The organism is Cereibacter johrii, from assembly GCF_001720585.1.
Lineage (GTDB): Bacteria > Pseudomonadota > Alphaproteobacteria > Rhodobacterales > Rhodobacteraceae > Cereibacter_A > Cereibacter_A johrii.
In genome coordinates this window covers 1-11,461 of the sequence record NZ_MABH01000135.1, presented here as the reverse complement: position 1 = coordinate 11,461, position 11,461 = coordinate 1, and the positions used below count along the sequence as shown (strand labels likewise).

Genomic DNA, 11,461 nt, shown 5'->3' with positions numbered 1-11,461 from the left:
CGGCTCGCAGCGGGAGAACCTGCGCGCCGCGGCCCCTTCGATCTCGTGCTGGCGGACGTGCCCTGCTCGGGCTCGGGCAGCTGGCGCCGCGCGCCGGAGGGCAAGTGGAGCCTCACGCCGGAGCGTCTGGCCGAGCTCCGGGCGATCCAGTCCACGATCCTCGACGAGGTGGCCCCGCTGGTCCGACCGGGCGGGCACCTCGCCTATGCGACCTGCTCGCTCCTCGCCCCGGAAAATGCGGGCCAGACCGACGCCTTCCTCGAACGGAGCCCCGGCTGGAGGCGGGTGCGCCAGCTGCGGCTGACCCCACTCGACGGCGGCGACGGCTTCTTCCTCGACCTGTTGCAGAAACCTGCCTGAATTTTCGTGTCTTGCGAGCCGGTTCCTCTCGCCGATTAAGCAGTGCTTAACGATTTCCGGGCCGAATGTCCCAGGGGCGAATCCGGCTCGGGGATGTCAGTGCACAGGCAGTCAGCAGATCTCGTGGGGGCGGCGGAAGGGCTCGGCTCAAGGCACTGGCTCCTGCTCGCCGTGGCCGGCGGGGCGCTGGTAACCGCTCTCTTCGCCTCCGACCTCGACATGCGGCTCGAAGCCGTCATGGTGGCCTTCACCTTCGTGGCCATCGTGCTGATCGCCCGGGGGCTGATGGTCTGGGAGCGGGTGCGTGACCGTGGCCTCGATCTGCGGCTCGCGCGGCTCCTGGGCGAGGATGCGGCACCCTGCTTCACGACGGATGCGGTGGGCCAGGTCGGCTACCAGAATCGCGCGGCCATCGCGCGCTTCGGCGAGCGCAGCGGCAGCACGCTCGTGGCTTCGCTCGGCGATCACTTCGCAAGCCCCGCCTCCGTGCTCTTCCGGCTGCAGGCCCGCGCGGCCAATCTCGGCTCATCGCGCGAGGATGTGGTGACGCGCCGCGGCCATGTCCGGCTGTCCGTGCACCGGATCGGGCCCGGCCGCTTCCTCTGGCGGCTCGAGGAGTTCCAGGATCGCGCCGTGGTGGCCGGCCGCGGAGCCGAGGGGCTGAGCCTGCCGATGCTGGTGGCGAACAAGTCGGGCGTGGTGCTTTTCGCCAACGAGTCGCTGCGCCGGCTCGTTGGCGAGCGGCCGAAGCGGCTTGACCGCGTCTTCACCGATCTCGCGCCGCGGTCGGGCGAGGAGGTCGAGGTGGCCACCGTCGACGGCCCCGTGCGCGCGATTCTGGCCGAGGTCGAAGGCCTGGGCGAACGGCGCGAGATCTACCTCATGCCGGTGCCCTCCACGATGGCGCAAGGCTCCTCTCATGCGGATTTCGAGCATCTGCCGGTGGCTCTGATGAAGTTCGGCAGCGACGGCAGCCTGCGCGTCGCGAACCGCGCCGCACGCGATCTCCTTGGGCTCGGCCACGATGCGCAGCCGGATTTCTCCGACCTGTTCGAAGGCCTCGGCCGTGCGGTCAGGGACTGGCTGGCCGACGTCGCCGCCGAGCGGATGCCCGGAGGCGCCGAAGTGCTGCGTCTGCGCCGATCCGAGGAAGAGGTGTTCCTCCAGATCGCGCTGCGTCGCATCGTCGAGCATGGACGCCCGCTTGTCCTCGCGGTCCTGAATGACGCCACGGCGCTCAAGACGCTCGAGGCCCAGTTCGTCCAGAGCCAGAAGATGCAGGCGATCGGCCAGCTCGCCGGCGGCATCGCCCACGACTTCAACAACCTGCTCACCGCGATCTCGGGCCATTGCGATCTGCTGCTGCTGCGCCACGACCGTGAGGACCCGGAATTCGCGGATCTCGTCCAGATCCACCAGAACGCCAATCGGGCCGCGAGCCTCGTCGGTCAGCTCCTTGCCTTCTCGCGCAAGCAGACGCTGAAGCCCGAACGGATCGACCTGCAGGAGGTTCTGGCCGACCTGACCCACCTTCTCAATCGTCTGGTGGGCGAGCGCGTGACGCTGCGCCTGTCGCATGCCCCCTCCCTCGGGCCGATCCGCGCCGACAAGCGTCAGCTCGAGCAGGTCCTGATGAACCTGGTTGTCAATGCGCGCGACGCCATGCCCGAGGGTGGCGTGATCGGGATCGAGACCGAGGATCTCGTTCTGACCGAGGAGCTGCGCCGCGACCGCGCGGCCGTTCCGCCCGGGCGCTATGCCGCCATCCATGTGCGCGACGAGGGTGTCGGCATTCCCCCCGACCGGTTGCAGAAGATCTTCGAGCCCTTCTTCACCACCAAGCGCGTCGGCGAGGGAACGGGGCTCGGCCTCTCGACGGTCTATGGTATCGTGAAACAGTCCGGCGGCTTCATCTTCGTGGACAGCGAAGTCGGGCGCGGCAGCGTCTTCCACCTCTATTTCCCCATCAATGAAGAGCCGCTTCCCGTCGAGCCGCCTCCGGTCGCCCGTCCCGAGCCCGATGGCTCGCGCCGCGGCGAGGGCGTGGTGCTCCTCGTCGAGGATGAAGCGCCCGTGCGTGCCTTTGCCTCCCGTGCCCTGCGGATGCGCGGCTACACGGTCATCGAGGCCGAGAATGCCGAGGAGGCGCTGCGGGCTCTCGAGGATCCGGCGCTCGAGGTCGACGTGTTCGTGACCGATGTGGTGATGCCGGGAATGGATGGGCCCACATGGGTGCGTCAGGCGCTGCAGCAGCGCCCCGATGTCCACGTCATCTTCGTCTCGGGCTACGCCGAGGAATGCCTGGCCGAGTCGCAGTCACGCATCCCGAATTCCGTGTTTCTGCCCAAGCCGTTCTCGCTCAATGATCTGACCTCGACAGTGCAGGGGCAGGTGCACTGACCTTCACTCGAGCGAGGCATAGAGGTCGAAATCGGGCGCAAGGACGTTCCGCAGCTTCTCCTCGCTGTCGGCGCTGAGATCGAGCGGCGCACAGGGCGAGACGTTGAGCCGGGGCAGGATGATCTCGCACCCGAGACGCTCCTCCAGAAAGTCGATGAACAAATCGATCGCTTCGTAGCGGAAGAGCCGATCCACCCCCCGTGCCCCGCCGGGGTCGAGAAAGCGGGCCTGCGAGCTGACCGCCGCGAACTCCGGCTGCGGGTCCGATGCATAGGCCCGTACGAAAGAGTCGAAATCCAGATGCGCGGTGCTCATCGCGGCTTCCACGACATCTTCCCGCTGGCGGTGACGAAACCAGCTGCCAAGCCAGGCCCGCGGCTCGCGCATCAGGGCCACCAGCGTGAAGGGCTCTCCTGCCGTGCTGTCGAGGTAGGGGCCGATGAACTGCCGATACTGCTGAACCGTTGTGTGCTTCAGGAGGGGCGGTCGCTGGACCGATACGGTCGCCAGCGATTCGAGCGCGGTCTCGATCGCGGTCGTCCCCGTCTTTGGCGTGGCAAGAAACGCCAGCCGTTGCTCCCAGAATATCAGCATTCTGTCCCTTTTTATCGCCGGGCTGCCGAGCGCCCGCGGCCCTAAACTAGCCCTTAACCGCTTTGGTCGAAAGCTGCATCTGCCGGAGAAACCGGTTGCAATGTTCGCCTTATGATCCCATATTGGGTCGGAACATAGGGCGAACTCGCGAAGCGATTGCTGCCTTTGCGCGGCTATGGAATAAGGAACAGGACATGGCGACGGCGAACCTGCTCGACTTGAACGGAAGGCGCGAGATGGACAAGGCGAAGGCGCTCGAAAGCGCGCTGGCACAGATCGAACGGCAGTTCGGCAAGGGCTCGATCATGAAACTGGGCGCCAACAGCCCGGTCATGGAGATCGAGGCGACTTCGACGGGCTCGCTGGGCCTCGATATCGCGCTCGGCATCGGCGGCCTGCCCAAAGGGCGAATCATCGAGATCTATGGTCCCGAGAGCTCGGGCAAGACCACGCTCACCCTGCATGTGGTGGCGGAAGAGCAGAAGAAGGGCGGCGTCTGTGCCTTCGTGGACGCCGAACATGCTCTCGACCCGCAATATGCCAAGAAGCTCGGCGTCAATCTGGACGAACTCCTTATCAGCCAGCCCGACACGGGCGAGCAGGCGCTCGAGATCGTCGACACGCTGGTCCGGTCCGGCGCGGTGAACCTGATCGTGGTCGATTCGGTGGCGGCGCTGACGCCCAAGTCCGAGATCGAGGGCGACATGGGCGACATGCAGATGGGCTCGCAGGCCCGTCTGATGAGCCAGGCCATGCGGAAGCTGACCGCATCCATCGGCCGGTCGAACTGCATGGTGATCTTCATCAACCAGATCCGCATGAAGATCGGCGTGATGTTCGGCAATCCCGAGACGACGACGGGCGGCAACGCGCTGAAGTTCTATGCCTCCGTGCGCCTCGACATTCGCCGCACCGGTGCCATCAAGGACCGCGACAATGTCATCGGCAACACGACGAAGGTGAAGGTGGTCAAGAACAAGGTGGCCCCGCCCTTCCGCGAGGTCGAGTTCGACATCATGTATGGCGAGGGCATCTCGAAGACGGGCGAGCTCGTCGATCTCGGCGTCAAGGCCGGCGTGGTCGAGAAGTCGGGCTCCTGGTATTCCTACGGCGACGAGCGGATCGGGCAGGGGCGCGAGAATGCCAAGGCCTTCCTGCGCGCGAACCCGACGGTCGCTGGCGATATCGAGGATCGGATTCGCGCCTCGCACGGGCTGGACTTCTCGACCGGGGAAGACGGCAAGGACGACGATCTGGTGGACATGTGACGCTCGCGCGCGTCGAGGTGGACAGCCCCGGCGCGCAGGGCTAAACGAGACGGCGAACCGCAGATCTGCCCGACAGAGGCTTCCTCATGCCGTCCTTGAACGATATCCGCTCGACGTTCCTCGATTATTTCCGACGCAACGGCCACCGTGTCGTGGAGTCGAGCCCGCTCGTCCCGCGCAATGACCCGACGCTGATGTTCACCAACTCGGGCATGGTGCAGTTCAAGAACTGCTTCACGGGTCTCGAGCACCGCGACTACACCCGCGCGACCACGGCGCAGAAATGCGTCCGCGCGGGCGGCAAGCACAACGACCTCGACAATGTGGGCTACACCGCGCGGCACCACACCTTCTTCGAGATGCTGGGGAACTTCTCCTTCGGCGACTATTTCAAGTCGGAGGCGATCCCCTTCGCCTGGGAGTTGCTGACCAAGGACTTCGACATCCCGAAGGAGAAGCTCCTCGTCACCGTCTACCACACGGACGATGAGGCGGCCGAGATCTGGAAGAAGGTCGCGGGCCTGCCGGACGAGCGGATCATCCGTATCCCCACCAACGACAACTTCTGGATGATGGGCCCGACCGGGCCCTGCGGACCCTGCACCGAAATCTTCTTCGACCATGGCCCCTCGATCTGGGGCGGTCCTCCGGGGTCGGCGGACGAGGATGGCGACCGCTTCATCGAGATCTGGAACCTCGTCTTCATGCAGAACGAGCAGCATCCGGACGGATCGATGACGCCTCTGCCCAAGCAGTCGATCGACACCGGCATGGGGCTCGAGCGGATCGGCGCCCTCCTGCAGGGCAAGCACGACAATTATGACACCGATCTGATGCGCAGCCTGATCGAGGCCTCGGCCCATGCGACCTCGACCGATCCGGATGGCCCCGGCAAGACCCATCACCGGGTCATCGCCGACCATCTGCGCTCGACCTCCTTCCTGATCGCGGACGGGGTGATGCCTTCGAACGAGGGGCGCGGCTATGTGCTGCGGCGGATCATGCGGCGCGCCATGCGCCACGCGCATCTGCTGGGGGCGCAGGATCCGGTGATGCACCGCCTCGTGCCGGCCCTCGTGCGGCAGATGGGCGCCGCCTATCCGGAACTCACGCGCGGTCAGGCGCTGATCGAGGAGACGCTGAAGCTCGAGGAGACCCGGTTCCGCCAGACGCTCGAGCGCGGGCTGCGGCTGCTCGAGGATGAGGTCGGCCATCTGCCCGACGGCTCGCCCCTGCCGGGCGAAGCCGCGTTCAAGCTCTATGACACCTACGGTTTCCCGCTCGATCTCACCCAGGACGCGCTGCGCGAGAAGGGGCTCAAGGTGGATGTCGAGGGCTTCGAGGCCGCCATGGCAGAGCAGAAGGCCAAGGCGCGCGCGAGCTGGTCGGGGTCGGGCGAGACGAAGGATGCCGCTATCTGGTTCGACCTGGCCGAAACGCACGGCGCGACCGAATTCCTCGGCTACGACACCGAGCGGGCGGAAGGCCAGGTGCTGGCACTGGTCGCCGCGGGCGCCGAGACGGCCTCGGCCGGTGCGGGCCAGACGGTGCAGGTCATCCTGAACCAGACGCCCTTCTATGCCGAGTCGGGCGGTCAGGTCGGGGACACGGGTGAACTCCGGACCGACACGGGGCGCGCGCGCATCACCGACGTGAAGAAGGGGCAGGGCCTGTTCCTGCATTTTGCCGAGGTGGTCGAAGGCGAGATCCGGCAGGGTCAGGGCGCCACGCTCACGGTCGATCATGCGCGGCGCTCGGCGATCCGGGCGAACCACTCGGCCACGCACCTCCTGCACGAGGCGCTGCGCCGCGCGCTGGGCGATCATGTGGCACAGCGCGGCTCGCTGAACGCGCCCGACCGGCTGCGCTTCGACTTCAGCCATTCCAAGGCCCTGAGCCCCGAGGAGCTGGCGGCGGTCGAGGCCGAGGTCAATGGCTTCATCCGCTCGAACGGCGCGGTGGAGACGCGGATCATGTCGCCCGACGATGCGCGGGCGCTGGGGGCGCAGGCGCTCTTCGGCGAGAAATACGGCGACGAGGTGCGCGTGGTCTCGATGGGCACCCTCGCCGGTTCGGGCAAGGGGGCGGACGGCCAGACCTACTCGCTCGAGCTCTGCGGCGGCACCCATGTGGCGCGGCTGGGCGATATCGGCCTTTGCGTGATCCTGGGCGACTCGGCCTCGTCGGCCGGGGTGCGGCGGATCGAGGCGCTGACCGGTGAGGGGGCGCTCGCCTATCTTAACGAGCAGATGAAGCGGCTGACGGAAGCGGCCGCGGCGCTGAAGGCCGCGCCGGCAGAACTGGTGGACCGGGTGAAGGCTCTGGTCGAGGAGCGGCGCCAGCTGCAGAACGAGGTGGCGCAGCTTCGCCGCGAGGCCGCGATGGGCGGCGGCGCGGCCTCCGAAGCCAAGGAGATCGGGGGGGTGAAGTTCCTCGCCCAGGTCGTGCAAGGCGTGCCGGGCAAGGACATGCCGGGCCTCATCGACGAGATGAAGGCACGCGTCGGTTCCGGTGCGGTCCTGCTGATCTCGGACACCGGGGGCAAGGCCGCGCTGGCGGCAGGGGTGACGCCCGATCTGACGGACCGGCTGTCGGCGGTGACGCTGGTCAAGGCCGCGGCCGAGGCGCTCGGCGGACGCGGCGGCGGCGGGCGGCCGGACATGGCGCAGGCGGGGGCGGCCGATGCCTCGCAGGCCGACGCGGCGATCCGCGCGGCCGAAGCGGTGATGGGAGGCTGACATGGCGACCGCGCTCTGGATTGCGAATGTGGAAGTGACGGATGCGGAGGCCTACGGGCGCTATGCCAAGGGGGCAGGGCCGGTGATCACTGCCCATGGCGGGGTGTTCCTCGCCCGCGGCGGCCGCCACGTCCAGCTCGAGGGCCGGGATCGCTCGCGCAACGTGGTGGCGCGCTTCCCCTCCGTCGAGGCGGCGGTGGCCTGCTACAACTCGCCCGAATATCAGGCCGCGCTCGATCATGCGCGCGGCGCCTCCGTCCGCGATCTCGTCGTGGTCGAAGAGGTCGACTGAGCGGCCCCTCGCCGGACAGGCGCCCTGTCGCAGGGCGCGCTTCCTGTCGGTTTGAGGATGCCAAGGCCCGCGGCCCGCGCTATGCTGGCCGCGAGCAGATGATGGGGCAGGTCAACATGCCGGAACCAGTCCGCGCCCGCGGAGCACGCTGAGCCATGTGCCGTTGGGCCGCCTATATCGGGGCGCCGATCTTCCTCGAGGAGGTCGTGAGCCGTCCGGGACATTCCCTGATCCACCAGAGCCATTGCGCCAACGAATGCGGGACGGCGATCAACGCCGACGGTTTCGGCATCGCCTGGTATGGCGAGCGGCCGGACCCCGGGCTCTACCGCGACGTCTATCCGGCCTGGAGCGATCCGAACCTGCGCAGCCTGACCGCGCAGGTCAGATCCGGCCTGTTCCTCGCTCATGTGCGCGCCTCGACCGGCACGGCCACCAGCCGCAACAACTGCCACCCGTTCGTGGTGGGCCGCTGGAGCTTCATGCACAACGGCCAGATCGGCGGCTACGACCGCTTCCGCCGCGACGCGGACATGCTGATCCCCGAGACGCTCTACGGCCACCGCAAGGGCGCGACGGACAGCGAGGTGCTGTTTCTGGTGGCGCTGGCCGAGGGGCTGGAGCACGACCCGAAGGGCGCGCTGGAGCGCGCGGTCGTGAGGCTGGAACGGCTTTCGCGCGAGAAGGGTGGGGTGCCCCATATCCGCCTGACCGCGGCCTTCTCGGATGGGGAGCGGCTCTTCGCGGTCCGCTATGCGTCGGACGAGCAGGCGCCGACCCTCTACCACCGCTGGAGCCTGCGGCGCGGCGGGCGCGCCGTGGTCTCCGAGCCGCTGGAGCAGGACGAGGGCGACTGGCTGCCGGTGGCGCAGGGCTCTTTCTGCCTCTTCGAGGGCGAACGCGTGCGGATCGAGACCTTCCGGCCGGATCCGCTCGCCGCGGCGGCCTGAGCCACAACCCGGAACGGAAAAGGGCGCCGCAGGGGCGCCCTTCGCTTATTCCGCAGCCTTGGCGGCGCGCTTTCTCTCATGCGGGTCGAGATAGCGCTTGCGCATCCGCACGATCTTGGGCGTCACCTCCACCAGCTCGTCATCGTCGATATAGGCAATGGCCTGCTCGAGCGAGAGCCGGACGGGCGGCGTGAGGCGCACGGCCTCGTCCGTGCCCGAGGCGCGGACGTTGGTGAGCTTCTTGCCCTTCAGCGGGTTGACCTCGAGATCGTTCTCGCGGCTGTGCTCGCCGATGATCATGCCGACATAGACGGCTTCCTGCGCGCCGATGAAGAGATGACCGCGCTCTTCGAGGTTCCAGAGCGCGTAGGGCACCGAGCTGCCGTTCTCCATCGAGACGAGGACGCCCACGCGGCGGCCCTCGATCGGGCCCTTGTGGGGCGCCCATTCGTGGAAGACGCGGTTCAGCACGCCCGTGCCGCGGGTGTCGGTCAGGAACTGGCCGTGATAGCCGATGAGCCCGCGCGAGGGGACATGGGCGATGATCCGGGTCTTGCCGGCCCCTGCGGGCTTCATCTCGACGAGCTCGCCCTTGCGCGGCCCGGTCAGCTTCTCGATCACCGCGCCGGTGAATTCGTCATCCACATCGATGGTGACTTCCTCGATCGGTTCCATGCGCTGGCCGTCCTCCTCGCGGAAGAGCACGCGCGGGCGCGAGATCGACAGTTCGAACCCCTCGCGGCGCATGTTCTCGATCAGCACGCCCATCTGCAGCTCGCCTCGACCGGCAACCTCGAAGGCCTCGCCGCCGGGCGTGTCGGTGACCTTGATCGCGACGTTGATCTCGGCCTCCTTCATCAGCCGCTCGCGGATCACGCGCGACTGCACCTTGTTGCCGTCCTTGCCGGCCAGCGGCGAATCGTTGATGCCGAAGGTGACGGAGATCGTCGGCGGATCGATCGGCTGGGCCGGGAGCGGCACCTCGACCTCGGGGGCGCAGAGCGTGTCGGCGACGGTCGCCTTCGACATGCCGGCCAGCGTCACGATGTCGCCGGCCTCGCCCAGATCGATGGGGGTCTGCGACAGGCCGCGGAAGGCCAGCACCTTCGACACGCGGAACTGCTCGATCCGGTCGCCGGTGCGCGAGAGCGCCTTCAGCGTGTCGCCGGCCTTGACGGTGCCCGCCTCGACGCGGCCCGTCAGGATGCGGCCGATGAAGGGATCGGCCGAGAGGGGGGTGGCCAGCATCCGGAACGGTTCTTCGCGCGCGGCGAGCTGCTTCGGCGCGGGGACATGGCGCAGCACAAGTTCGAACAGGGCCGACAGATCCTTGCGCGGCCCGTCGAGCTGTTCGTCCGCCCAGCCGGAGCGGCCCGAGGCATAGAGCGCGGGGAAGTCGAGCTGCTCGTCGGACGCGCCGAGGTTGGCGAAGAGGTCGAAGACCTCGTTCAGCGCGCGGTCGGGCTCGGCGTCGGGCTTGTCGACCTTGTTCAGCACCACGATGGGCCGGAGCCCGAGCGCCAGCGCCTTCGAGGTCACGAACTTGGTCTGCGGCATCGGGCCTTCGGCGGCGTCCACGAGGAGGACCACGCCATCGACCATGCTCAGGATCCGCTCGACCTCGCCGCCGAAGTCGGCGTGGCCGGGCGTGTCGACGATGTTGATGCGCTTGCCGTTCCACTCGACCGAGGTGCATTTGGCGAGGATCGTAATGCCGCGCTCGCGCTCGATGTCGTTGCTGTCCATGGCGCGTTCGGCCACGGACTGGTTGTCGCGGAAGGCGCCGGACTGCTTGAGGAGCTCGTCCACCAGGGTCGTCTTGCCATGGTCGACGTGCGCGATAATGGCGATGTTGCGAAGCTCCATCGGGGTGCTCTCTCGGGTGTGGGATCAGGGGTTCGAGCGCGGCGTTACAGGACGCAGCGCAGAAACACCAGAGCTTTCCGGCAATGGCGCGAAGATCCGTCAGGTCGCGAGGTAGCGGTCGCGGCGGTGGTTGATGGCGATGACGAGGTTCACCACCAGCGCCCCGAGGAAGGACCAGGCGACGAGCGGCCAGTCACGCAGCGTGAGGGCCACCGCGAACAGGACGGCGTCGAAGGCGAGCTGGGTCCAGCCCGCACGGAAGCCGGTCTTGTCCTGGAGGTAGAGCGCGAGGATGCCGATGCCGCCGAGGCTTGCCCCGTGCCGGAAGAGAGCGAGGAGCGCCGAGCCGGAGGTCAGGCCGAAGAGCACCGCGCCGAAGGCCGGATGGAGATGCGCGAAGGAGATCCACTGGGGCATGACCTGCGCGAGGGCCGACATGAGCGCGACCGACAGGAAGGTCTTCAGCGTGAAGGCAGGCCCCATCCGCCGGTAGCCCAGCCAGTAGAAGGGAATGTTGATCGCGAAGAAGACCGGCGCGAAGCCCCAGCCCGTTGCGTAGGAGATCAGGACTGCGAGGCCCGCCGTCTGCCCCGTGACAAGCCCGAGATGCGTGAGGATGGTGATCCCGAAGGCGGCCATCGTGCAACCGTAGGCGAGGGCCTGGGCATCTTCGAGCTTGGTGTGGGCGGTGGGGGCGGCCATGGGGATCCTGCAGCAAGGCCGGGGGCTCTGCCCCCGGACCCCCGGGATATTTGGGCCAGAATGAAAGGGCAAGCGGTCGAAGGACCCGGGAGATCCTCTGTTGGGGGGCGCCGCGGGAGGAGGTGTAGAGGCGGAGGGACCTGCTCTGTCGGGGCGGACCCGGCGGGAGCCGGGCCCGGGGCCCGGTTCGCCGGCATGGGAGGCACGGGCGGGGCGCGCGCCACAGCCCTCCCATCTTCACTCTGGAGAAATATCCTCTGGGGGTCCGGGGGGCAGACAGCCCCCCGGCCT

8 protein-coding genes and 1 pseudogene are annotated in these 11,461 nt (G+C 67.8%); 6 read left to right on the top strand and 3 right to left on the bottom strand.

The annotated features are described in order from the left end of the window. Both A9O63_RS11055 and A9O63_RS11050 read left to right on the top strand, forming a co-directional pair. Positions 1-360 (top strand): annotated as a pseudogene (locus tag A9O63_RS11055) (RsmB/NOP family class I SAM-dependent RNA methyltransferase); the annotation flags it as partial. Between the two features lie 93 nt (positions 361-453). Further along, positions 454-2,760 carry a hybrid sensor histidine kinase/response regulator gene (locus A9O63_RS11050; protein WP_084295807.1) on the top strand — a complete coding sequence of 769 codons (2,307 nt, stop codon included), beginning with the start codon at positions 454-456 and terminating at the stop codon, positions 2,758-2,760. Between the two features lie 3 nt (positions 2,761-2,763). Here the strand turns inward: A9O63_RS11050 and A9O63_RS11045 are convergent, their stop codons facing one another. Then, on the bottom strand, positions 2,764-3,354 hold the full coding sequence (locus tag A9O63_RS11045; protein ID WP_069331984.1) for a hypothetical protein: 591 nt from the start codon (positions 3,352-3,354) through the stop codon (positions 2,764-2,766). A gap of 194 nt (positions 3,355-3,548) precedes the next feature. On the opposite strand from A9O63_RS11045, the gene recA reads away from it, so the two are divergent. The 4 genes from recA (at position 3,549) to A9O63_RS11025 (ending at position 8,602) form a co-directional block, all read left to right on the top strand. Beyond that, positions 3,549-4,622, top strand: coding sequence for a recombinase RecA (gene recA / locus A9O63_RS11040; RefSeq protein WP_069331983.1), 1,074 nt, complete (start codon positions 3,549-3,551; stop codon positions 4,620-4,622). Between the two features lie 86 nt (positions 4,623-4,708). Next, positions 4,709-7,360 carry an alanine--tRNA ligase gene (gene alaS / locus A9O63_RS11035; RefSeq protein WP_069331982.1) on the top strand — a complete coding sequence of 884 codons (2,652 nt, stop codon included), beginning with the start codon at positions 4,709-4,711 and terminating at the stop codon, positions 7,358-7,360. A 1-nt stretch (position 7,361) separates the two neighbouring features. After that, entirely contained in the window at positions 7,362-7,652 is a 291-nt protein-coding gene (locus A9O63_RS11030; protein ID WP_069331981.1) for a DUF1330 domain-containing protein, read from the top strand. Positions 7,653-7,807: 155 nt separating this feature from the next. Further along, the gene (locus tag A9O63_RS11025) at positions 7,808-8,602 is read left to right on the top strand and encodes a class II glutamine amidotransferase (RefSeq protein ID WP_069331980.1); all 795 of its coding nucleotides are present in this window, start codon (positions 7,808-7,810) and stop codon (positions 8,600-8,602) included. Positions 8,603-8,647: 45 nt separating this feature from the next. Here A9O63_RS11025 and typA read toward each other — a convergent pair whose 3' ends face one another. Beyond that, positions 8,648-10,468, bottom strand: a complete 1,821-nt coding sequence (gene typA, locus A9O63_RS11020) for a translational GTPase TypA (protein ID WP_069331979.1) — start codon at positions 10,466-10,468, stop codon at positions 8,648-8,650. A 99-nt stretch (positions 10,469-10,567) separates the two neighbouring features. Continuing rightward, positions 10,568-11,170: a YitT family protein gene (locus A9O63_RS11015; RefSeq protein WP_069331978.1), complete on the bottom strand. Its 603-nt coding sequence runs from the start codon at positions 11,168-11,170 to the stop codon at positions 10,568-10,570. Positions 11,171-11,461: the final 291 nt, after the last annotated feature.

Bases quoted from the DNA above. Each gene is read 5' to 3' on its own strand.
- A9O63_RS11050 (WP_084295807.1), top strand. From the start codon at position 454: ATGTCAGTGCACAGGCAGTCAGCAGATCTCGTGGGGGCGGCGGAAGGG.
- A9O63_RS11045 (WP_069331984.1), bottom strand. From the start codon at position 3,354: ATGCTGATATTCTGGGAGCAACGGCTGGCGTTTCTTGCCACGCCAAAG.
- recA (WP_069331983.1), top strand. From the start codon at position 3,549: ATGGCGACGGCGAACCTGCTCGACTTGAACGGAAGGCGCGAGATGGAC.
- alaS (WP_069331982.1), top strand. From the start codon at position 4,709: ATGCCGTCCTTGAACGATATCCGCTCGACGTTCCTCGATTATTTCCGA.
- A9O63_RS11030 (WP_069331981.1), top strand. From the start codon at position 7,362: ATGGCGACCGCGCTCTGGATTGCGAATGTGGAAGTGACGGATGCGGAG.
- A9O63_RS11025 (WP_069331980.1), top strand. From the start codon at position 7,808: ATGTGCCGTTGGGCCGCCTATATCGGGGCGCCGATCTTCCTCGAGGAG.
- typA (WP_069331979.1), bottom strand. From the start codon at position 10,468: ATGGAGCTTCGCAACATCGCCATTATCGCGCACGTCGACCATGGCAAG.
- A9O63_RS11015 (WP_069331978.1), bottom strand. From the start codon at position 11,170: ATGGCCGCCCCCACCGCCCACACCAAGCTCGAAGATGCCCAGGCCCTC.